At 73.7% G+C, this 22,360-nt stretch carries 20 protein-coding genes; 5 read left to right on the forward strand and 15 right to left on the reverse strand.

The annotated features are described in order from the left end of the window. Positions 1–154 precede the first annotated feature (154 nt). Entirely contained in the window at positions 155–496 is a 342-nt protein-coding gene (locus GA0070609_RS25140; protein ID WP_088996076.1) for a PadR family transcriptional regulator, read from the reverse strand. A gap of 117 nt (positions 497–613) precedes the next feature. Here GA0070609_RS25140 and GA0070609_RS25145 point away from each other — a divergent pair, with 117 nt between their 5' ends. Further along, positions 614–1,573 carry a DNA primase gene (locus tag GA0070609_RS25145; RefSeq protein ID WP_088996077.1) on the forward strand — a complete coding sequence of 320 codons (960 nt, stop codon included), beginning with the start codon at positions 614–616 and terminating at the stop codon, positions 1,571–1,573. A gap of 40 nt (positions 1,574–1,613) precedes the next feature. Then, on the forward strand, positions 1,614–3,989 hold the full coding sequence (locus GA0070609_RS25150) for a transposase (protein ID WP_088996078.1): 2,376 nt from the start codon (positions 1,614–1,616) through the stop codon (positions 3,987–3,989). Positions 3,990–4,392: 403 nt separating this feature from the next. Here GA0070609_RS25150 and GA0070609_RS25155 read toward each other — a convergent pair whose 3' ends face one another. The 4 genes from GA0070609_RS25155 to GA0070609_RS25170 form a co-directional block, all read right to left on the reverse strand. Then, the gene (locus GA0070609_RS25155; protein WP_088996079.1) at positions 4,393–4,986 is read right to left on the reverse strand and encodes a GTP-binding protein; all 594 of its coding nucleotides are present in this window, start codon (positions 4,984–4,986) and stop codon (positions 4,393–4,395) included. A gap of 1 nt (position 4,987) precedes the next feature. Then, positions 4,988–5,365, reverse strand: a complete 378-nt coding sequence (locus GA0070609_RS25160) for a DUF742 domain-containing protein (protein ID WP_088997952.1) — start codon at positions 5,363–5,365, stop codon at positions 4,988–4,990. A gap of 98 nt (positions 5,366–5,463) precedes the next feature. Continuing rightward, positions 5,464–5,868 carry a roadblock/LC7 domain-containing protein gene (locus GA0070609_RS25165; RefSeq protein ID WP_067370442.1) on the reverse strand — a complete coding sequence of 135 codons (405 nt, stop codon included), beginning with the start codon at positions 5,866–5,868 and terminating at the stop codon, positions 5,464–5,466. Next, a complete protein-coding gene (locus tag GA0070609_RS25170) occupies positions 5,865–9,419 on the reverse strand; it encodes a sensor histidine kinase (RefSeq protein WP_088996080.1) in 3,555 nt (1,184 codons plus the stop codon). Before GA0070609_RS25170 ends, GA0070609_RS25165 begins: the two co-directional genes overlap by 4 nt. A gap of 341 nt (positions 9,420–9,760) precedes the next feature. On the opposite strand from GA0070609_RS25170, the gene GA0070609_RS25175 reads away from it, so the two are divergent. Beyond that, positions 9,761–10,216 (forward strand): ATP-binding protein, encoded by a 456-nt coding sequence (locus tag GA0070609_RS25175; protein ID WP_231928410.1) that lies wholly within the window; start codon positions 9,761–9,763, stop codon positions 10,214–10,216. Here GA0070609_RS25175 and GA0070609_RS25180 read toward each other — a convergent pair whose 3' ends face one another. The 4 genes from GA0070609_RS25180 to yczE all read right to left on the reverse strand — a co-directional run bounded on the left by GA0070609_RS25180 (position 10,217) and on the right by yczE (position 13,068). Continuing rightward, positions 10,217–11,296: an adenosine deaminase gene (locus tag GA0070609_RS25180; RefSeq protein ID WP_088996082.1), complete on the reverse strand. Its 1,080-nt coding sequence runs from the start codon at positions 11,294–11,296 to the stop codon at positions 10,217–10,219. Positions 11,297–11,471: 175 nt separating this feature from the next. Beyond that, a complete protein-coding gene (locus GA0070609_RS25185) occupies positions 11,472–11,885 on the reverse strand; it encodes a PPOX class F420-dependent oxidoreductase (protein WP_088996083.1) in 414 nt (137 codons plus the stop codon). Next, positions 11,882–12,451, reverse strand: a complete 570-nt coding sequence (locus GA0070609_RS25190; RefSeq protein WP_088996084.1) for an NADPH-dependent FMN reductase — start codon at positions 12,449–12,451, stop codon at positions 11,882–11,884. Before GA0070609_RS25190 ends, GA0070609_RS25185 begins: the two co-directional genes overlap by 4 nt. Beyond that, entirely contained in the window at positions 12,439–13,068 is a 630-nt protein-coding gene (gene yczE / locus GA0070609_RS25195) for a membrane protein YczE (protein ID WP_088996085.1), read from the reverse strand. The genes GA0070609_RS25190 and yczE overlap by 13 nt, the downstream gene beginning before the upstream one ends. Positions 13,069–13,126: 58 nt before the next feature. Between yczE and GA0070609_RS25200 the strand changes: the two genes are divergently transcribed. Both GA0070609_RS25200 and GA0070609_RS25205 read left to right on the forward strand, forming a co-directional pair. Then, the gene (locus GA0070609_RS25200; protein ID WP_088997953.1) at positions 13,127–13,600 is read left to right on the forward strand and encodes a MarR family winged helix-turn-helix transcriptional regulator; all 474 of its coding nucleotides are present in this window, start codon (positions 13,127–13,129) and stop codon (positions 13,598–13,600) included. Between the two features lie 300 nt (positions 13,601–13,900). Then, on the forward strand, positions 13,901–14,779 hold the full coding sequence (locus GA0070609_RS25205; protein WP_088996086.1) for a putative RNA methyltransferase: 879 nt from the start codon (positions 13,901–13,903) through the stop codon (positions 14,777–14,779). A gap of 97 nt (positions 14,780–14,876) precedes the next feature. Here the strand turns inward: GA0070609_RS25205 and GA0070609_RS25210 are convergent, their stop codons facing one another. The 6 genes from GA0070609_RS25210 to GA0070609_RS25235 form a co-directional block, all read right to left on the reverse strand. Further along, positions 14,877–15,557: a DUF4272 domain-containing protein gene (locus GA0070609_RS25210; protein ID WP_088996087.1), complete on the reverse strand. Its 681-nt coding sequence runs from the start codon at positions 15,555–15,557 to the stop codon at positions 14,877–14,879. Positions 15,558–15,664: 107 nt separating this feature from the next. Next, entirely contained in the window at positions 15,665–16,945 is a 1,281-nt protein-coding gene (locus tag GA0070609_RS25215) for a thymidine phosphorylase (RefSeq protein ID WP_088996088.1), read from the reverse strand. Positions 16,946–17,243: 298 nt separating this feature from the next. Then, entirely contained in the window at positions 17,244–17,951 is a 708-nt protein-coding gene (locus GA0070609_RS25220) for a cytidine deaminase (protein ID WP_088996089.1), read from the reverse strand. 12 nt (positions 17,952–17,963) lie between these two features. Next, entirely contained in the window at positions 17,964–19,244 is a 1,281-nt protein-coding gene (locus tag GA0070609_RS25225; RefSeq protein ID WP_088996090.1) for an ABC transporter permease, read from the reverse strand. A gap of 3 nt (positions 19,245–19,247) precedes the next feature. Then, positions 19,248–20,600, reverse strand: coding sequence for an ABC transporter permease (locus GA0070609_RS25230; protein WP_088996091.1), 1,353 nt, complete (start codon positions 20,598–20,600; stop codon positions 19,248–19,250). Beyond that, positions 20,597–22,231 (reverse strand): ABC transporter ATP-binding protein, encoded by a 1,635-nt coding sequence (locus GA0070609_RS25235; RefSeq protein ID WP_088996092.1) that lies wholly within the window; start codon positions 22,229–22,231, stop codon positions 20,597–20,599. Before GA0070609_RS25235 ends, GA0070609_RS25230 begins: the two co-directional genes overlap by 4 nt. Positions 22,232–22,360: the final 129 nt, after the last annotated feature.

Here is a 22,360-nt window from a genome sequence, read left to right on the forward strand (position 1 = left end):
CTGGCCGCGGCACGCCCCGGCCCCGCCGCGCCCGCGCCGCATCGCTGTCCGCCTGAAGCGACCGGGCCGCATCCCTGTCCGCCTGACGCCGCGGTCGGGGCGCGGTCCGGCTGACGCGCGGTCCGGCTGCGGCGCGGTCGGGCCGCGAGGCGCGTCAGGTCGGGGCGACCGGCGGGGCCGCGGGGTCGAGGAAGCGGCCGACAGTCGAGCTGAACTCCCGCCAGCCAGAGCGTTCCCCGGCCAGGGCCCGCCGGCCGGCGTCGGTGAGCTCGTACGTCCGGCGCTCCCGCCCGTTGACGGTGCTCCAACTGCTGGCCACGTGCCCGGCCCGCTCGAGCCGGCGCAGTGCCGGATAGATGGTGCCGGTGGGCAGGTCCAGGTGGCCGTCGCTGCGGATGCGCAGCGCCTCGATGATCGCGTAACCGTGCAGGGCGCCCCGCTCCAGCACCGCCAGCAGCAGCGCGTCGAGGTGTCCGTGCAGCGCCTGGGCCTTCATGTGTAGCTACGCTACTTGTATAGCGGCCGGATCGCCACCGGGGTGCGGGCACGACCTCCCGGAGCCGCCCACTAGGGTATGTGCCCAGAGTCACTCGCCGGCACGGGACGCCGACGGGTGGGCAACCCGAAGCACACGGAGGTCAGCGTGGCCCGTCAGTCGCCCCAACGGCCCGACGCCGACGAGCCGGAGCTCGACGAGACCGAGGGCAGCGTCGAGTCCGACACGGCGTCCGCGTCGGCCGAGGCCGCCCGCGCGCTCTGGGAGGAGCTGCGGATCGACCCGGTGGAGATCGCCCTGCCCGCCGGCACCGGCTACACGCTGCGGGCGTACCGGCCGGCCCGGGAGCTGACCCCCACCGACGTCGCCGAGCGCGACCAGGACGACCCGTTCCTGGCCCGTCGCCAGGTGGTCGAGGAGGACGAGGACGACGAGACCGTCGTGATCCTCGACGAGCAGGTCGCCCAGGAGTTCGCCGAGAGCGACGAGGAGGAGACGAAGTCCCGCCGCCGCGCCAAGGGCGGCAAGGACGACGAGGACGCCGAGGACGCCGAGGCGGAGGAGGCCGAGGCCGAGGACGAGGCGGGCGACGAGGAGGTCCCGGTCTTCCTCAGCCACCGGGGCCGGCTGTTGCTGTTCAAGACCCCGGAGTCGCTGGTCAGCTTCGTCCGCTCGGGCGCGCCCAACGATCTGTCCCAACTGGACAGTTGGAATGAATTGTCCGAACGGGTGGAGCCGGCCGACATCGCCCCGTTGGACGAGGACATCTACGAGCTGGACCTGGTGGTCGAGAACCTGCGCGGCGGGCACGACGCCTGGGACACCACCCTGCTGATCGAGGCCGGCGAGATCGCCCGCGACCTGTCGTACGCGCTGCGCCTGCCGGCCGTGCTGGACATGCTCTCCGCCGGCTCCAGCCTCGACGACCTGGACGAGGCGCTGCGGGCCACGGTCAACGGCGGCATCGGCGGCTTCCTCGGCCGGCGGCGGCTGAAGAAAATCGGGGCACAAACCGCAAGTCTGGGTTGGCGCACCATTGTCGGCAAGATCTCTGCGGTCGTGGACTGGCGCGACTGACGCGTTCCAGGGAGCATCAGTCTCTGGCAGAGAAAGACCTGTGTCCCGGGAGGAGGACGACGCCGTGGCGCTCGTGCGCGTGTACTGCGGTCTGGCCTCGGCGGATCCGGCCGACCGACCGGCTTCGGCCGGTTCGACGCTGACGTCCGCTGTGGTCGACGACGCAGGCCGTCTGCTGCATGTCTGCGAGATCGGCGACGACGCGGCGGGCTACGCCCAGCTGGTCGCGCTGCTCGTGGAGCGGTCGGGCGGGCCGAGCGGTGCGGCGATCGCCGCGGACAGCGACGACCACACGGTCACCTCGCTGCTCAGCGCGGCGGGCCGCCCACTGGCGATCGCCGACGACGACTCGGTCGACGACTTCGCCGAGCGGTTCGCCGACGACGACTCGCTGGAGGAGATGCAGTCCCCGCCCGCCGAGCGGCGCGCGGTCGGCCTGGCCCGCGCCCTGCAGGCCGGCGCGCTCTCCGCGATCACCCTGCCGGCGCACCGCGACCTCGCCGGCTACAAGCAGGTGCTCGCCGCGCACGCCGCGCTGGCCAGCGGCCGGCACTCGGCCGCCGTGGCGCTGCGCGAGGTGCTCCGCGAGCTCTACCCGGCCGCGCTGCGCGCCTACCCGGACCCGGCCGAGCCGGTCCCACTGGCCGTCCTCGACGCCCTGCCGGAGCCTGGCATGCTGGCCGGCACCGTCGCCCGGGGCCGGGAGGTCTCCGTCGCCGCCGACGCGGTGGCGGCTCACCTCGCCGCGGACGGCGTGGCCGAGGCCGAGGAGATCGAGGAGGCGGTGACCGCGCTGCGGGTGGCCATCTCCGAGACGCCCCGGCGGGCGACCGTGAACCGCGCCCTCACCGCTGCCGTGGCGGAGACCGTACGCCAGGCCGTCGCCTCGGTCCGTGCCTGCGACGCCGGCTGCGAGGCACTGGTCGGCGCGCTCAGCGCCCGGGTCAGCGCGCCCGCGCCGGCCGCGCCCGGCCGCCGCGCCGCCGGCCGCCGGGCCGAGCCGACCGGCGACCGGCCCGGCCTGACCACCAGCACCGCCGGGCTGCGCACCATCCGGCCGGCCGAGCAGCCGACCCCGTCCGGCGGGCGGCGCAGCCGTCCCGAGCCGGTTTCCGGCACCACTCCCCCGCCGGCGCCCCGCCCGCTCGGCCCGCCGCCGGTCGCCCCGGCGCCGGTCGCCCCGCCGCCGGTCGCGCCACAGCCGGTCGCGCCACAGCCGGTCACCCCGGCCGCGGCGGCCGGCACCCCGGTCTCCGGCGCGCCGAGCCACACCGAGCCGGCCCGCCGGGTGGACGCCCCGACCAACCGGCCGGTCTCCGCGCCGCCGCCACCGCCACCCGGGATCACCCCGATCGCGCCCGCGCAGCGCGGCGCGGTGCCGCCGGCCGAGGCGGGTGAGCCGTTCCGGCCCACGCTGACCACCGCGGCGATCAACAGCGCGCGTGCCGAGCGGCAGCGCACCGTCATCCCGCCCCGCCCGAAGACCAACGGCGAGGCGCCCACCGGCGGGTTCAGCGCCACCGACCTCAGCATTCCGGTGCCCACGCCCCGACCGGGCAAGGAAGCCGCCCCACCGGGCTCCCGGGCCAACTGGCCGCTGGTCAACAACCCGGAGGATCCGGCCGACAGCTCCGCCAACAACCCGGTCGTCGGCTCGTACGGCGACCGGGGCGGGCGCGGCGTGGACGCACCGACCGATCCCGGGGCGGAGCGTCGGGTCACCCCGCCGTGGCTCGCCGACGACCTGCCCCAGGAGCCGCCGATGCTGCGGCTGGTTGAGCCCCCGCCGATGGCCGACCGGGCACTGCGCGACGGGCCGAACCCGCCCACCGACCCGCAGCTGGAGAACCCGCCGCTGCGCCTGGTCGACCGCGAGGAGGCCCCGCGCAACGGCCGGCCGGCCGCCCCGCGTGCCGAGCGCCCGGCGCCCGAGCACCGGCCGGCGCCGCCGGTGGAGCGGCGTCCCCCGCCCGTCTCCGACGAGGGCGACGGTGACCTGCTGATCTTCGCCCAGGCGAAGTCCGCCTGGTTCGTGGGGCACGGCGACTCGGCGGCCGACCTGGACTGGTCGACCACTGCCGACACCGGCTGGCAGGCGGCCGAGCAGGCGGCCCGGCCGTCGGTCGGTGCCGAGACCAAGGCCGGGCTGCCCAAGCGGGTCCCCCAGGCCAACCTCGTCCCCGGCTCCCCGCTGCGCGAGGAGCGTCCACTGCGGATCGTCCGGGACGCGGCGAGCCTCGCCGAGAACACCACCGGCTACTTCCGCGGCTGGCGTCGCGGGCAGGAGATCGGCGGGTTCGCGGTCGGCGGCCGGCCGGGCCGCGAGGCCGCCGGCGGCTGGGACTTCACCCGCGACACCGGTGACCGCGACGACGATCGGGAGTACGAGTACCGCTCGGCCGGCTACCGCTCCTGACGGCGGCACCCGCACCAGACAGCGCGCCCCCGGTCACTGTGGACGTCCACAGTGACCGGGGGCGCTGTCGCGCTACCGGCCATCGCCGGCGACCGGCCGGCATGGACAGCCGCGGCGGTGATCGCCGACATTTCCACGGCCGGTGGCCCGCGGTTCCACCGCGCACGGCCGTGCCGCCCGCACGCCGCCCGTCAGCGGCGCCAGGGCGGGCCCGGCACCCCTGAGGCGCCAGCGTGGCAGGTCCGCCCGCCAGCGGGCGCTACAAAGGGCTGGACGGCCACGCTGGCGGGCAGGCGCGGCGCAACCCCCGCGAAACCACCCGGGACCGGACGGCGACGTCACCGGACCGGGGCAGCACGCAGCGCCCGGTGGCGGAAGGACCACCGGGCGCTGGGCGGAACGATCAGGCCGGCGCGACCTGGCGCGAGCGACGCATGGTGAGCACGTACTCGACCAGCGAGATCAGCACGTGCTTCGTCGACTCCCGGTTGCGGGCGTCGCAGGCCACCACCGGCACGTCGCTCGAGATCGCCAGCGCGTCCCGGACGTCCTGCGGGTCGTGGTACTGCATCCCGTCGAAGCAGTTGATGGCCACCAGATACGGCAGCCGCCGGTGCTCGAAGAAGTCGATCGCCGCGAAGCAGTCGGCCAGCCGGCGGGTGTCCACCAGCACGACCGCGCCGATCGCCCCGCGCACCAGTTCGTCCCACATGAACCAGAAGCGGGTCTGACCCGGCGTACCGAACAGGTACAGGATCAGGTCACGGTCGATCGAGATACGGCCGAAGTCCATCGCCACCGTGGTCGTCGTCTTACCCGGCACCTGCCGGTTGTCGTCGACGCCCACGCCGGCGGAGGTCATGATGGCCTCCGTGGTCAGCGGCGTGATCTCCGAGACCGAGCCGACCAGCGTCGTCTTGCCGACGCCGAAGCCACCGGCGATAACGATCTTCGCCGACGTCACGCGCCCGCTCGGGGTCGGCGGGCGGTGCGACATGTCAGAGCCTGCGAAGTCCACTCAGCACCCTCTCCAGCAGTTCAGTGCCCACCGCGTCGTCCGAGTCGTCCAGGATGGTCGGCTCGTGGACCGCGACCAGGCCGTCCGTCGCCATGTCGGCGATGAGCACCCGGGCCACACCGAGCGGGAGCTGCATTCGCGCCGCGATCTCGGCTAGCGACTGCACGCGTCCGTCACACAGCGCGGCGATGTACTGGTGCTCGCGACCCTGGCCGCCACTGCCGTTGGCAGCGGCCCGGCCGCGCACCGTCGTCTCGACGAGCGCCTCCAGCGCGATGTCGAGTCGGGGGCGGGTACGACCACGGGTCACGGCGTATGGACGGACCAACGCTCCGGTCGGTTCGTCACGATCAACCATGTCGCCGCTCACCTCCTTCGTACCCGACACCGGCTCCCTCCGTCGGAGCCCGTCCGTCCCGTCGTTGCCGCCCCGCCGACCTCAAGGTCAGCAGAACGTCAGCCCAGCATGCCCGCGGCCGCGCGCGGCTGCGGGGTCAACGCGTCGCCCACCCGGTCGACCAGCAACGCCATCTCGTAACCGACCTGCCCGACGTCGCAGCTGCGGGCGGCGAGCACGGCGAACGACGAGCCGTCCGAGATGGACATCAGGAACAGGAAGCCATTGTCCATCTCGACCACCGTCTGCAGCACCGCGCCGCCCTCGAAGCAGCGGGCCGCGCCCTGGGTCAGGCTGACCAGGCCGGACGCGATCGCGGCCAGCTGGTCGGCCCGGTCCCGCGGGAGGTCCCGTGACGACGCGAGGAGCAGGCCGTCCGCGGAGACGGCGACCGCGTGCGCGACACCGGGAACCCGATCGGCGAAGTTGGCGAGCAGCCAACCGAGATCCTGCGTAGTAGTCATCCTTCTTGCTCCTTCTGCCCGCTCCCGGCCACCGGGCCTGAGCCAGACTGCGAGGATTGCTGCCCTCCCGGAGTCGCCTCCGGGCTGGTCGGGTTGCTGTCGGACGGGTGGCTACGCCCTCGCTGGACGCCACGGTGGTAGGCGGAGAGCAGGCCGCGCACGGACTCCGGCGTCCGCCGCTGCACCGAGGTGGTCGGCTTCTCCACCGCGCCGGGCACCAGCTGGGCCATCGGGGTGCGCTTCGGCAGACCCGTCGGGGTGGTGGCCGCCACCGGCACCTCACTGGCGGCCGACGCCGCCCGCCAGCCCTCGTCGGCCGCGGTCGCCCAGCCGCCGCCCTCGCTGGGCTGCGGACGACGGGTGGGGAGGCTCCCGGCGGACGCGGGTCGCGCCCCACCGTTCGCTGTGGCCCCGTTCTCGCGCGGCGCTCCTCCGGCCGTCGGTGTCTGTGCCATCGGTGCGTTACCTGTCGTTGCGGGTGGTGTCTGCGGCACGGCGCGACCCGCCGCGTCGACCTTGCTGAACTGCTGGGTCGCGGCGGAACCGTTCGTCGCCGGCTGCCGGGCGCCAGCCGCCTCCTCCGGCCCCGGTCGCCGGGTACGGAACCAGGCCGACTCGAGCTCCCGGAAGATCGGCAGCTCCATCGTCTCGTCCGCGTACCGCTGCCGGTTCTGCGGCTGCGGGGTGGTCGGCCGAGCCGGCGCGGGCGGAGCAGCCGGCGTGGCCGGCGTGGCGGCCGGTCGGACCGCCGGGGCCGCCGCCTGGTTCGGCGCGGTCGGCTGGTCCGTACGCGGCATCCGCGGCAGCTCGGTGGTCATGTCGAGCGCGGCGGCCAGCCGCTCGGGCACCGGCGGCGTGGCCGGGTCCGCCCCGGCGACCGGTGGCCAGGCCGGCGGCGCCGAGGTGTTCGGCGGTGTCACCGGGCGCTGCGGCAGCGGGCCACCGGGCGGCGACGAGATCGGCTGACCGGAGACCGGCATGCCCGACACCGGCGACGCGGAGACCGGCATCCCGGAGACCGGGGACGACGAGACCGGCATCCCGGAGACCGGCGGCGAGGAGACCGGTCCGGCGTACGGCGGCCCGGAGTACGGCTGGCCCGAGTACGGCGGCGCCGAGTGCGGCGGCACCGGCGGAGCCGACACCGGCGGCGGGAAGTACGGCTGCGCCTCCGGGCTGCTCGGCAGCTGCCGCGGGATGCCGGACTGCTGACCGGTGGTGGCCGGGTCGCCGTCGGTCGCCCGCCGCTGCGGCAGCGGGTCGATCGGCTGGCCGTTGGAGGTACGCGGGCCGAACGCGTCGCCGCCGCTGGCCGCGGTCGCGCCGGTGAGGTCCGACCAGGCCGGCATGCTCCGGCCGGCGCCGGCCGGAGCCGGGCTGCCGGTGCCGTTGGCAGGTGCCGGCTCGAACGGCCGGCCGCCCAGGGTGACCTGGTTGCCGGAACCGCTCGGCCGCGGGCTGTTGGGCAGGTTGCCGAGGGCCGGCAGCGCACCGAAGGCGGGCGCCGGACCGGAGGACGGCGCGTTGCCCGCGGGCAGCGCCGGGGCCGACTGGGCCCGCCCGGCGAGCGCCCGGGGCACCAGCACCGACGGCGGCAGCGTGACATCCGCCACAGTGCCCCGGTCAGCACCTGGCCGCAGCTCGACCTTCACCCCGTGCCGGGACGCCAGCCGGGCGACCACGACCAGGCCCATCATCCGGGAGACGGCCACGTCCACCTGCGGCGGCGTGGCGAGCCGCTCGTTGAGTTCGTGCAGCTGGTCGGGGCTGATGCCGATACCGCGGTCCTCGACGTAGAGCGAGGCGCGGTCGCCGACCCGGCGGGCCTCGATCAGCACCTGCGAGTCCGGCGGCGAGAACGCGGTGGCGTTGTCGAACAGCTCGGCGACCAGGTGGACCAGGTCGTTGACGGCGTGCGCGGCGACCTCGATGTCCCGGTCGATGACCCCGAACTCGATCCGGGTGTAGTGCTCGACCTCGGACTGCGCGGCCCGGAGCACGTCGATCAGCGCGGCCGGCTCCCGCTGCACGCGGGTCGAGTCGGCGCCCGCGAGGACCAGCAGGTTCTCGTCGTTGCGGCGCATCCGGGTGGCCAGGTGGTCCAGCTGGAACAGCTCGGCCAGCCGGTCCGGGTCCTCCTCGCCGCGCTCCAGCCGGTCGAGGTGACCGATCAGCCGGTCGACCAGGATCTGCGACCGACGGGCCAGGTTGACGAACATCGTCGCGACGGAGGCGCGCAGCGCGGCCTGCTCGGCGGCGGTCCGGACGGCCTCCAGGTGGACGGCGTTGAACGCCTCGGTCACCTGACCGAACTCGTCCTTGCTGCGCACCGGCAGCGGCTCGGCGATCTGGTTGGCCAGCTGGGTCGGCGTCAGCTGCCCGGTGACCTGCGGGTCACGCAGCCGGGCCACCGCCTGCGGCAGGCCGTACTGGGCGACCGAGAGGGCGCCCTGGCGCAGGTCGCGCAGCGAGCGGGCCATCGAGCGGGCGACCAGATAGGCGAAGAGGATGGCCAGCAGCAGCATGCTCAGCAGCAGGCCGGACTCCAGGAAGACCTGGCGCTGCACGTCCGAGCGGAGGTCGTCGGCCAGGGCGACCACGTCGCGGTCGAACTTCGACTCCGCGGTGCGATGCAGGTCGGCGTACGCCACCATCGCCGCGTCCCACTGGTTGGCGTCGAACGGCGCGCCGGCCAGGGTGTCGCTTCTGTTGGTACCGGTTACCCAGCTGCTGTACTGGAGCGCCTCGCGCCGGTCGGGACCGGCGATGGTGCGCAGGTAGAAGTCGGTCTCGGCCTGGTTGGCGACCACATCGAAGCTCTGCTTCGCCTGGGTCTGGCCGGTGGCGCTGGCGATGTAGTCGTTCCGCAGGGTCGCGGTGAATTCCTTGCGGATCAGCGCCAGGTGCACCACGTTCCGCTGCTGGGAGAGGGCCTCCTTGCCACGGGCGGTGGCGGTGGCCGCGCGCATCCGGTCGCTCAGGTTGTTGTCGCCGGCGAGCTGGGTGGCCGAGTCCCGGACAGCGAGGATCCCGTTGATCAGCTCGTCGTAGCTCCGCTGCGCGTCGACGAGCCCCTGCTTGCCGTTGAGCACCTGACTGCGGGCGGCGGGCAGGTCCCTGAGCAACTGGTCGATCTCGTCGAGATGCCCGTCGAGGCTCGACGGCAGGTCCTCGAGCTCGGTCCGCTGGGAGGAGTAGGGCACCCGCGCCTGGTCGACCCGACCGCTCGCCTGGTTGTACGCGTCCTTGAACGGGTCCGCCTGCGCCGGCGGCGCGCCGAGCAGCCGCAGCGCGGCCGTCCGCTCGTCCTGGAGGGTGTCGACCAGCTCCCCGGAGTAGCCGACCAGGCTGGCCAGCTCGCCGGCCCGGTTGGCGTTGTTGAGCGTCTGCAGGTGGTCGACGAGACCACTGGTACCCACGACGACCGTGGCGATGGTCGGCACGATCATGATGAGACCGAGCTTGGACCAGATCGGCATGTCGCGGAGCCGACCGGCCGGCCGGCGCAGCCGCGACAGGAAAGAGCCCGCCGTCTTTGGCCGTTTGCTCACGTCACCGCCCTCGCGATTCAGCGTCCGCGTTGCCCTGGGCAACGCCTAGCGGCCGACCCGGCGGGTCGGACCATCCGAGATTCCATCACGCCGCCCGGCAAAGAGAAAGCCCAGGTTGGCCGTCGCGGACGGTGTGATGAGATGTTGATGCGATTTGATAGCAATCCGTCTGGCCGGAGTCACTGAAGGTAATGAATCACCCCCACCGCGTCGTGCTGCTCGCGGGCCCCTCCGGGTCCGGAAAGTCGTACATAGCGCAGCGAACCGGGCTTCCGGTGCTGTGCCTGGACGACTTCTACAAGGACGGTGATGACCCTACGTTGCCGCGACGAAACGGCCAAGTGGACTGGGAGTCACCGCTGTCCTGGGACGCCGAGGCGGCGGTTGCGGCGATTACCCGGCTGGCCAGGGAGGGTCGGGCGGATGTGCCGGTCTATGCCATCGAGGCTGATCGTCGGGTGGCCACCCGGTCATTTGACGTCGCCGGTTCGCCACTTTTCATCGCCGAAGGCATTTTTGCCGCCGACATCGTCGAGGAGTGCCGGCGACGGGGGGTGCTCGCCGGGGCGTACGCCCTGCGGCGGCCGCGCGGCGCGACCTTCGTCCGCCGGCTGGCCCGCGACCTCGCCGAGCAGCGCAAGGCTCCCCGGGTGCTGATCCGGCGCGGGGTGGCGCTGCTGCGCGCCGAGCCGGCGGTACTGCGCCGGCAGACCGGCCTGGGCGCGGAGGCGGCCCGGGCCCGCCAGGTGCTGCGCGGGGTGGCCGGCCTGCTCGCCGGCCACCCGCACCGCCGGTGATCAGGGCAGCAGCTTGGCGTACGCCGGCTTGATCACCTCGTCGATGATCCGCAGCCGCTGGTCGAACGGGATGAACGCGCTCTTCATCGCGTTGATGGTGAACCACTGCAACTCGCGCCAGCCGTAGCCGAACGCCTCCACCAGCAGGGCCATCTCGCGGGACATCGAGGTGCCGCTCATCAGCCGGTTGTCGGTGTTCACGGTGACCCGGAAGCGCAGGTCCCGCAGCAGCCCGATGGGGTGCTCGGCGATCGACGGGGCGGCCCCGGTCTGTACGTTCGAGGACGGGCACAACTCCAGCGGGATCCGCTTGTCCCGCACGTACGCGGCCAGCCGGCCGAGCGTCGGCTCCGGGCCTGGGGTGATGTCGTCCACGATCCGCACCCCGTGGCCGAGCCGGTCGGCCCCGCACCACTGGATCGCCTGCCAGATCGACGGCAGCCCGAACGCCTCGCCAGCGTGGATGGTGAAGTGGAAGTTCTCCCGCTGGAGGTACTCGAAGGCGTCCAGGTGCCGGGTGGGTGGGAAGCCCGCCTCGGCGCCGGCGATGTCGAAGCCGACCACCCCGGCGTCCCGGTGCCGCACGGCGAGCTCGGCGATCTCCTGCGAGCGGGCCGCGTGCCGCATCGCGGTGAGCAGCGTGCCGACCCGGATCGGCGTGCCCGCCTCGGCGGCCAGCGCGCTGCCCTCGGCGAAGCCGGCCAGCACCGCCTCGACCACCTCGTCCAGGGTCAGGTCCCGCTCCAGGTGCTGCTCCGGGGCGAACCGCACCTCGGCGTAGACCACCCCGTCGGTCGCCAGGTCGAGCGCGCACTCCCGGGCCACCCGGCGCAGCGCCGGGGCGGTCTGCATCACGGCGACGGTGTGCGCGAAGGTCTCCAGGTAGCGCTCCAGCGAGCCCGAGTCGGCCGCCTCGACGAACCAGCGGCCGAGCGCCTCGGGATCGGTGTTGGGCAGCTCGTGACCGACCTCGGCGGCCAACTCGACGATCGTCGCCGGCCGCAGGCCGCCATCGAGGTGGTCGTGCAGCAGCGCCTTGGGAACCTTGACGATGTCCTCGTACCGGATTGTCGCGACCATGCTCAGACCCTAGTCGGCCGCGCCGGATCGGCCGACGGGACCGGCACGGACCGGCGACGGATGTGGCCCCCGCCGGTACGGCGGGGGCGACATCCGCGGCCGTTCCGGCCGGGACGCCCCGCGTCGCCCCGCCGGAGCCGCCGGCATGGCCCGGCCGGCACCGGCCCGGCGCCGGTCAGGGACGCCAGCCGTACACCCGGTCGACGGCGAGCCGGAGCACCAGCCGGCCGTCGGCGACCATCGCCGCCCGGTAGTCGGCCCAGTCGGGGTGCTCGCCGCGGATCCGCCGGTAGACCTCGACCAGTTCCTCGACCGTGGCGTCGTCGGGCGCCGCCGCCGGCGGCGTCAGCACTGCCGTCCCCTCCGCCACCGCGTACGCCCCGCCGTCGGCGGTGGTGACGTGGAAGCTGACCCGGGGGTCGCGGAGGAGGTTGCGCACCTTGGCCCGGCCGGCGGTGGTGGAGCAGCGGATCAGGCCGGGCTCGGCCAGGTAGTCGACGTTGGAGAGTTGGGGACGGCCGTCCCGGCGCAGGGTGACCAGGACGCCCCGGCCGCGCTCGCCGAACAGCTCCCACAGCCGGGCGGTCACGCCGTCACCCGCAGCGGAGCGAGCGCGGTGGCCAGCCGGGCGACCTCGTCGAGCATCCCCTTGGCGGCGGCGTCGCGCCCCGGGTCCGGCACCAGTTCCCCGGCGTCGTCGAGCGCTTGGCGCAGGAACACGGTCACCGCCTCGTTGGCCGGCATCATCTTGAGGGTGGTCACCACCTGCTTGATCATCTGGACCGCGCGCAGGCCGCCGGAGGTCATGCCGTAGCTGACGAAACCGACCGGCTTGTACTGCCACTCGGTGTAGAGGTAGTCGATCGCGTTCTTCAGCGGTGCGCTGAAGCCGTAGTTGTACTCCGGCATCACGAAGACGAAGGCGTCGCCGGCGGCGACCGTGGCGCTCCACTCGCGAGTGTGCTGGTGCAGGTAGCGCCCCTCGGACGGGTGGTGCGGCTCGTCGTGGAAGGGCAGGGCCACCTCGGCGAGGTCGACGAGGCGTACGTCGTCGAAGGCACCGTGCGCGGTGGCGACGGCGGTGAACCAGTCGCCGATCCGGCGGCCCACGCGGCCCGGTCGGGTGCTGGCGACGATGACGGTCAGGCGGGGCATGGCGAGGTCACTCCTGTGGTGGCGGGCTGGCTCTGGGCCGGCACGGTGAACTTCGGGATGAGGTACTGGGCCAGCGGCCCGATGCTGACGGCGAAGAGGACGGTGCCGGGACCGACGGTGCCGCCGAGCGCCCAGCCCAGCGCGAGCACGCCGAGCTCGATGGCCGTGCGGACCCGCCCGATCGGCAGGCCGCGGGCGGCCAGCCCGGTCATCAGGCCGTCGCGCGGCCCGGGCCCGAGGCGGGCTCCGAGGTAGAGGGCCGTGGCGAGCCCGTTGAGCAGGATGCCGGCGACCAGCAGGCCGATCCGGCCGGCGACCGAGGGCACCGGCGGCAGGACGACGAGCGCGGCGTCGGCGGCGAACCCGACCACCACCGCGTTCGCGAGGGTGCCGACCCCGGGGCGCTGCCGTAGCGGGATCCAGAGCAGCAGCACGGCCACGGCGACCAGGTTGACCACCTGGCCGAGGGGTAGCCCGGTCCGCTCGGCGAGTCCCTGGTGCAGCACGTCCCAGGACGCGAGGCCCAGGTCGGCGCGGACCATCAGGGCCACGCTGACGCCGAACAGCACGAGGCCGGTCAGCAGGCGGGCCAACCGGCCCGGCAATGTGGTTGACATGTCACTCACTCTAGGAGCTGGTTGATGACATGTCAACCAGATGGCTACGATGGCCGACATGGAGCAACCACGCTGGCTCAGTGAGCAGGAACAGCGCGCCTGGCGGGGCTACAACCAGATGCGCCGCCTGCTCACCCTCGAACTGGCCCGCGAGCTGATGCGCGACGCGGGGCTGTCCGAGCCCGACTACGACGTCCTCTCCGACCTCTCCGAGACGCCCGACCAGCGCCTGCGGCTCAGCGAACTGGCCGACCGGATGCTCTGGTCGCGCAGCCGGCTCTCCCATCACCTGACCCGGATGCAGCAGCGCGGCCTGGTCACCCGCGAGGAGTGCGCGACGGACGGGCGCGGCGCGATCGTCGTGCTCACCGCCGAGGGCCGGCGGGCGATCGAGGCCGCCGCACCCGGCCACGTGGCGGCCGTCCGGCGGCACCTGGTGGATCTGCTCACCCCCGACGAGATCGCCGCGCTCGACGCGCTCACCCACCGCGTCGTCGACCACCTGACCAGCCTCGACCGGCCACGCGGCTGAGCCGGGGTGGTGCGGGCCCGGCCGGGCCGACGACGGGGTCCGGCCGACCGCCGCCGACGACGCCACGGCGATGCCGACCCGGTGCGCCTGGGCTGGCCGGCGGCTGGCGGCTCGCCGCCCTCGACGGCCGGGTCCGGATCCACTCGCCGCCCTGAGGGCCTACGGTGGTCGACGTGGAACTGCCGTGCGACCAGAGAAGGCGGTCAGCGGGCAACCCAATCGCCGGCCGGCTCAGCCCGTGCGACCGACGGAACGGCCACCGCCGGGTACGCGCGGTGCTGACCTACCTGGACGCCTGACGTGGACGCCCGCATCGTCGACCGGTTGCGCTGCCCGGTCTGCGGCGAACCGCTCGCCGAGGCGACCGCCGGCACCGCCCGCGCGCTGCGCTGCCCGCGCCGGCACAGCTTCGATGTCGCCCGGCAGGGTTACGTGAACCTGCTCGCCGGGCGCGCCCCGCACGCCGGGGACACCGCCGAGATGGTGGCCGCCCGGGCCGACTTCCTGGCCGCCGGGCACTACGACGTCATCTCCGCCGCCCTCGCCGAGGCGGCGACCGAGGCGGTGGCCCGGGTCGCGGCGGCGCCGGACGCCGGGGCGTACCCCCTGGTGGTGGACGCGGGGGCGGGCACCGGCCGGTACCTCGCAGCGGTGCTGGCGGCGCTGCCGGACGCCGTCGGCCTGGCCCTGGACGTCTCGAAGCCGGCGCTGCGCCGGGCGGCCCGGGCCCACCAGCGCGCCGCCGCGGCGCTCGCCGACACCTGGCAGCGGCTGCCGCTGGCCGACGCCTCGACCGCGGTGCTGCTGAACGTCTTCGCGCCGCGCAACGGCGCGGAGTTCCACCGGGTCCTCGACCCGGCCGGGGCGCTGCTGGTGGTCACCCCGGCCGGCGACCATCTCGCCGAGCTGGTCGGCGCGCTCGACCTGCTCCGGGTCGACCCGGCCAAGTCCGACCGGGTGGCGGAGAGCCTCGGCGGCCGGTTCACCCCGGACGGCGGGACCGCGCTGCGCCGGGAGCTGGCGCTGACCGGTCCGGAGGTGGCGACGCTGGTCGGCATGGGACCGAGCGCCTGGCACACCGACCCGGCCGGCCTCGCCGCCCGGGTGGCCGCGCTGCCGGAACCGGTCCGGGTGACCGTGTCGGTCCGGCTGACCGTCTGGCGCCCGACCCCCGGCTGACCCCTGACCCACCCCTCCCGGCACCGCGCCGGCCCGACCCGCCGACGCCGCGCCAACCCGACCGACACCGTGCCGGCGGGCGACAGCTGCCGACCGGTCAGGTGGAGAGGTCGACCTCTTCCCAGCCCGGAGGCTCGTCGTGGTAGGGGCCGCGCAGGATCACCGCCCACTCCAGCGCCCAGCGCCGCTGCCCGATCGCGTTGGCGTCCACCAGGCCCGGCGGCTTCCGGCCGGCCCGCTGCACCTCCAGGTACGCCCAGTCCAGGCAGTAGTGCAGGTCGAGCAGGGCCGCCGCGTCGGCGGGATGCTGCGGCGCGGCCAGGATCCGCGAGCGCCACTGCCCGAAGGTCTCGCCACCGGGGATGTACGGCATCCGCTCCACCAGCCGCTCGTCCACCGGCACCGTCGGGTCGAGCTGCTTGGTCAGCCCGAGCACCCAGGCCAGCGCGAAGAGCGCGTCGTGGTGCAGCACGAACGAGCGGTGGTCGCCCCGGCCGCCGGTGACGAACTGCCATTCCGGCGGGGTGACCATCTCGACCAGGTGCGAGGCGAGCAGCCAGCTCATCGCCGCCTGCGGCGGCATCCCGAAGCAGCGCGCCAGGATCAGGTGCAGCACCGCGATGCGCGCCTCGATCTCGGCCGTCGGGCGTAGCTCGATCTGGTCGCCGGGCTCCCAGACCAGCGGGAACTGCGGCGGAGGCAACGGCAGGCGCAGCCGGGACAGCTCGTCCAGGCTGGCCTCGCGCACCTCTCGGGGGTCGGGGGCAGCAACGATCACGGCCGAAAATTCCTGTCTGCTCGCGACGGCTCAGCGCCGGTGTTCCCCCCTGGCCTGGGAGAATAGCGCTCCCAGGTGACCAGCACCATGCCGGCCGGCGAGCCTGCTCAGCCGATCCGCTCGATCACCAGCGGAGTCGCGGCCGGGGGGTTCGGCGAGATGCGCACCGCCCGCTCCGCCTCCGCCAGCGCCGCCGGGATCCGCCCGGCGTGCTCGGCGCGCAGCTCGTAGAGCGGCTCGCCGGCCCGTACCGGGTCACCCGGGCGCTTGTGCAGCAGCACTCCGGCCGGCACGCTGACCGGGTCCTCCTTGCGGGCCCGGCCGGCGCCGAGCCGCCAGGCGGCCACCCCCATGGCGTACGCGTCGACGGCCGCGACGAAGCCGTCCGCCTCCGCGCGGACCACCTCGACCTCGTTCGCGGTCGGCATCGGCGCGTCCGGGTCGCCACCCTGGGCGCGGACCATCGCCCGCCAGGCGTCCATCGCCCGGCCGTCGCGCAGCGCGGCCGCCGGGTCGGCGCCGGGCAGGCCGGCCGCGTCGAGCATCTCCCGGGCCAGCGCCAGGGTCAGCTCGACCACGTCGGCGGGGCCGCCACCGGCCAGCACCTCGACCGACTCGGTCACCTCCAGCGCGTTGCCGATCGCCAGGCCGAGCGGGGTGGACATGTCGGTGAGCAGGGCGACGGTACGCACCCCGTGCGCCCCGCCCAGCTCCACCATGGTCCGGGCCAGCTCGCGGGCGTCGTCGACCGACTTCATGAACGCGCCGGAGCCGACCTTGACGTCGAGCACCAGCGCGCCGGTGCCCTCGGCGATCTTCTTGCTCATGATCGAGCTGGCGATCAGCGGGATCGCCTCGACAGTGCCGGTCACGTCGCGCAGCGCGTACAGCTTGCGGTCGGCGGGGGCGAGCCCCTCGCCGGCCGCGCAGATCACCGCGCCCACGTCGCGCAGCTGGGCGATGAACTCGTCGTTGGTCAGCGCGGCCCGCCAGCCCGGGATCGACTCCAGCTTGTCCAGGGTGCCGCCGGTGTGCCCGAGGCCGCGCCCGCTGAGCTGCGGTACGGCCGCGCCGCACGACGCGACCAGCGGGGTGAGCGGAAGGGTGATCTTGTCGCCGACGCCGCCGGTGGAGTGCTTGTCGACGGTCGGCCGGTCCACCGCGGAGAGGTCGAGCCGCTCTCCGCTGGCGATCATCGCGGCCGTCCACCGGGCGATCTCGGCCGGGGTCATGCCGCGCAGCAGGATCGCCATGGCCAGCGCCGACATCTGCTCGTCGGCGACCAGCCCCCGGGTGTACGCGTCCACCACCCAGTCGATCTGCCCGTCCGACAACACCCCGCCATCCCGCTTGGTCCGAATGACGTCAACCGCGGTAAAAGCACTCACCTTGAAGTTCCTATCAGTCTTTACGCGAGCGGCCGGCGAACCCCAGCCGATGAGGACGGACGTTTCACCGTGAGTGGGGCCGACCACGGCCGGCAAACCCCAACCGGTAAGGGCGGACGTCTCGCCGTGAGCGGTCCGCGGCGCATGAGCACGACGGGCCGGGGCCGACCGCGCCCGGCGGAGGGATCAAGCCTGACCGCCCGGAGCCGGGCGTGGTCGGCCCCGGCCCTGAAGCCCAGCCCGCCAACGAGCCCGGACCGACCCCCAAGCTCAGCCACCTGGGACCGGACAACCAGGCTCACGCACCGGACCAACGAACCGGGATCTCCAGCGGCGGCTCACCCTCACCCGCCCAGAAGATGGTCCCTGCCGCGTCCACCACCACCACGCGCGGCGTCCGGGCCAATCCCCAGGTGATCGCCTCCGCCGGGTCGTCCCAGCTCGGGCCCTCCTCCAGCACCCCGGTCTCGGCGCCCGCGTCGGTCCCGGCGGACCGCTCCCAGTACGCCGTCCAGACCTGCTGGCCGGCGGAAAGGTCCGGGTGGACGAAGACGCTGCCGCGGCCCCGCCAGGCGGCCAACCGCTCCGGCACGACCGGCACCGGCGTCTCGCCGGTGACGGCCTCCAGGTCCTCCACGCCGAACGCGTGCGGCAGCAGTTCGGCCATCCGCAGCGGCCGGCCCTTCGCCTCGATCAGGCACTCCGGGCCGCCGTTCTCCCAGAGCAGCTGCCGGCACCGGCCGCACGGCATGAGCGGCTCGCCGGTGGCGTCGACGCAGGACAGCGCGACGATCCGGCCGCCGCCGGTGGCGTGCAGGGAGGAGACCACCCCGCATTCGGCGCAGAGCACCACCCCGTACGCGGCGTTCTCCACGTTGCAGCCGACCACCACCCGGCCGTCGTCGACCAGGGCGGCCGCCCCGACCGGGAACTTCGAGTACGGGACGTACGCGTGCCGCATCACCTCGGTGGCGGCGGCCCGCAGCCCCTCCCAGTCGATCTCCATGGTGCGCTCCCGTCAGCCCTTGATGTACGGCTTGCCGTCCGCGGCCGGCGCCCGGACCCGACCGACCAGGCCGGCCACTGCCAGGATCGTCGCCAGGTAGGGCAGCATGGCCAGGAACTGGCTCGGGATCACGCTGTTGATCGCGCCGAGGTAGGTGCCGAGCTGGTCGGCGAAGCCGAAGAAGAGCGCCGCGAGCAGCGCACCGGTCGGGCTCCACCGGCCGAAGATCAGCGCGGCCAGGGCGATGAAGCCCTTGCCGCCGATCATGTTCTTGGTGAACGAGTAGAGCGCCAGCGTGTAGGAGGCGCCGCCGATGCCGGCCACCACCCCGGCGAGCAGCACGTTGCGGTAGCGCAGCCCGAGCACCCGCACACCCAGGGTGTCGGCCGCGGTCGGGTGCTCGCCGACCGCCCGGGTACGCAGCCCCCAGCGGGTGCGGAACAGCGCGATGTGGATCACCAGCACCAGCAGCAGGCCGAGGTAGAGGAAGATGTTGCCGCGGAACAGCGCCGGGCCGAGCACCGGGATGTCCTTGAGCAGCGGGATCTCCCAGTTGGAGAACCGCGGCGCGCTGTTGTACCGCTGCGCGTTGGTCTGCATCAGCCGCTCGTAGAGGAAGCCGGTGATGCCGACCGCGAGCAGGTTCAGCACGATGCCCATGACGACCTGGTCGACCAGGTAGCGGATGGCGAAGATGGCCAGCAGCAGCGAGATGAAGGCGCCGCCGATCGCCGCCGCGACCAGGCCCACCCAGACGCTGCCGGAGATGCTGCCGAAGAGCGCGCCGCTGAAGGCGCCCATCAGCAGCTGGCCCTCGATCGCCACGTTGACCACGCCGGAGCGCTCACAGAGCACGCCGGCGAGCGCGCCGAAGATCAGCGGCAGGGCCAGCACGAACGTGCCGCGCACCATGTTCACCAGCGGCATGAAGTTCTGCCCGGCGGGAGCCGCGGAGACCTGCCAGCAGAGGAAGGAGAGCACGAAGCCGACCAGCCCGATGCCGAGCACCAGGGTGAACCAGCGCTTCGGCAGCCCGGCGAGCATCGCCGCGCCGGCGGCGATCGCGACCACGCCGAAGAGGATCGCGCCGACCGTGCCGTTGATCTTCAACGCGGCGCCGGCGGCGTCCTCGCTCAACGTGAAGCGGGCCGGCTGGTCGGTGGCGAGCGCGCCGAAGAGCACCGCGCTGATCAGGCCGAGGCCGAGCAGGGTCAGGCCGACCTTGCGGGTACGGGTCCAGAAGCCCTCGTCGACCGGGGCGACCGCGATGTCGGGGACAGCCATGGTGGACATGAGTTACCAGCCCTTCGCCAGGCTCGTCTGCAACCGGGCGGCGCGCGCGGCCCGGAGCTGGAAGATCGCCTTCACCAGGGCCGGCGCGGCGATGAAGATGACGATCAGCGCCTGGAGCACGGTGACCAGCTCCAGCGAGATCCCCGAGTAGGACTGCATCCGGTTGCCGCCGGCCTGGAGCGCGCCGAAGAGCAGCGCGGCCAGCGCCACGCCCCACGGCTTCACCCGGCCGAGCAGCGCCACCAGGATGCCGTCGAAGCCGATCTGCGCGACCACCAGCGGGGTCAGCGCGCTGGCGGTGGAGCCGAGCACCATGTTCGAGCCACCGAGGCCGGCCAGGATCCCGGAGAAAACCATGATCAGCACGTACGTCCGGGTGACGCTGATGCCGGCGGTCCGCGCGGCGTCCGGGTTGGCGCCCACCGCGCGCAGCTCGAAGCCGAGCGTGGAGCGGTTGAGCAGCCAGGCGACCGCCCAGGTGGCCAGCACCGCCACCAGGATGCCGGCGTGCACCCGCAGGTTGTCACCGAGCAGCCGGGGCAGCTGGGCGGAGGCGTCCACCGGCCGGCTGATCGCGTCGGTCCGGTTCGGGTCCTGCACGCCGTTCTGCACGATCAGCCAGGTCAGGAAGTACGTGGCGATGTAGTTGAGCATGATCGTGTTGATCACCTCGTGGGCACCGGCCTTGGCCTTCAGGATGCCCGGGATGAAGCCCCAGATCGCCCCGCCGAGGGCGCCGGCGAGCACCGCGACCAGCACGTGCAGGCCGGGCGGCAGCGGCAGCAGGAAGCCGGCCAGCGCGGCCAGGATGACGCCGATGGTGGCCTGGCCCTGGGCGCCGATGTTGAACAGGCCGCCCCGGAAGGCCAGCGCGACCGAGAGCCCGGTGAAGACCAGCGGCGCGGTGTAGGTGAGCGTCTCGGAGATCGGCGCGAGGACCGCCTCCCAGCCGTTGCTGCCGTTCAGCCAACCGGAGAACGCCTCCGGGTCGAAGACGGCGCCCTTGAACAGGTTGGCGTACGCCTCGCTGACCAGCGTCCAGCTGGCGTTGATCGCATCCGACGGCCGGGCGGTGATGTAGCTGTAGGTGGCCAGCACGTCCGGATCCGAGACGATGATCAGGACCGCGCCGACGAGCATCGCGAGTACCAGCGACAGCAGGGTCACCGTGAAGGTGTTGGCGGCCCAGAGGTTGTCCAGGAACAGCCGGCCCAGTGACGGCCGGCCCCCGTCGCCCGGCTGCTTCGGCGTGGTCGCCGTCTCGGCCTGCTCGGTGTTGCCGAGCGCGGTCTGCGCGGCCTGCGCCTCGGTCGCCGGCTCCTTGTCCGGGGAGCCGGAGGGATCTGCGTTCGTCATGCCTTGTCCTCGCTGCCTGGGACCTCGGGGGCCGGAGCCGCCGCGCCGTCCGGGGCCGTGGCGCCGCCAGAGGTGCCGGGGGTGCCGGTCGCGTCGGGGGTGATGCCGGCCATCAGCAGGCCGATCTCCTCGCGCGGGGTGTCCGGGCCGACCACGCCGATGATCCGGCCGCGGTACATCACGGCGATCCGGTCGGCCAGGCCGATCACCTCGTCGAGTTCGCTGGAGACCACCATGACGGCGGTGCCGATGTCCCGCTCGCGGATGACCCGGCTGTGGATGAACTCGATGGAGCCGACGTCGACGCCGCGGGTCGGCTGGGCGGCGATGAAGAGCTTCAGCGGCCGGGACAGCTCCCGGGCCACGATCACCTTCTGCTGGTTGCCGCCGGAGAGCGTGCCGACCGGCGCCTCGGCGGAGGAGGTACGGACGTCGAACTGCTCGATCCGCTCCTTGGCCGAGCGGGCGATCTCGTCCGGCTTCAGCGCCAGCCCGGCGCCGAACGGCGGCTGGTCGTAGATGTCCAGCACCAGGTTCTCCGCGACGCTGAACTCCTTGACCAGGCCGTCGACGCTGCGGTCCTCGGGCACGTAGCCGACGCCGGCGCGGAGCACCTTCTTGGTCGACCAGCCGTGCACCGGCTGCCCGTCGAGGGTGACCGTGCCAGCCAGCAGCGGACGCAGACCCATGATCGCCTCGATCAGCTCGGTCTGGCCGTTGCCCTGCACGCCCGCGATGCCGAGCACCTCGCCCGCGTGCACGGTGAGGTCCACTCCGTCCACCGCGCGTACCTGCCGGTCGTCGTCGACGACCAGGCCGGCGACCTCCAGGACCGGGCGGCCCGGCTCGGCCGGGGTCTTGTCGACGGTGAGCCGGACGCTGCGGCCGACCATCAGCGCGGCCAGCTCGTCCCGGCTCGCCTCCGGCGAGGCGGTGCCGACGGTCCTGCCGCGTCGGATCACAGTGATCCGGTCGGCGATCGCCTTGACCTCGCCGAGCTTGTGGGTGATGAAGACGATCGACTTGCCGGCGGCCTTGAGCGACCGCATCACGGCGAGCAGTTCCTCGGTCTCCTGCGGGGTGAGCACCGCGGTGGGCTCGTCCAGGATCAGCAGGTCGACGTCGCGGGTGAGCGCCTTGACGATCTCCACCCGCTGCTGGATGCCGACCGGCAGGTCCTCGATCACCGCGTCCGGGTCGACCCGGAGGTTGTACCGCTCGGAGACCTCGGCGACCTCGCGCCGGGCCCGGCGCCGGTCCAGCAGGCCGGCGATGCCGCCGCGCACCTGCTCGGCGCCGAGCATGATGTTCTCCGCCACGGTGAAGACCGGCACCAGCATGAAGTGCTGGTGCACCATGCCGATCCCGGCCGCGATCGCGTCCGACGGGCCCTTCAGCTTCAGCGGCTGGCCGTCGACCAGGATCTCGCCCTCGTCGGGCTGGTAGAGCCCGTAGAGCACGTTCATCAGGGTCGACTTGCCGGCGCCGTTCTCGCCGAGCAGGGCGTGGATCTCTCCAGGCTCCACCGTCAGATCGATGTGGTCGTTGGCGACCAGATCACCGAACCGCTTGGTGATGCCGCGCAGTTCGAGTCTCAGCGCAACCTCCTGGAGTGCGAAGCGATGGTGCAGCGTAGCTGCCGGCCGGTCGCGGCGCGGGGCCGGTCGTCGGGTGGAGCGGATCGGCCGCCCCGGCGCCGCGGGTGAAGTCCCGCGGTGCCCGGGGCGGCCGGATCGTGGTGCTGTCCCGCTCGCCGGCCT

The organism is Micromonospora echinaurantiaca, from assembly GCF_900090235.1.
GTDB classification, from domain to species: Bacteria; Actinomycetota; Actinomycetes; order Mycobacteriales; family Micromonosporaceae; genus Micromonospora; species Micromonospora echinaurantiaca.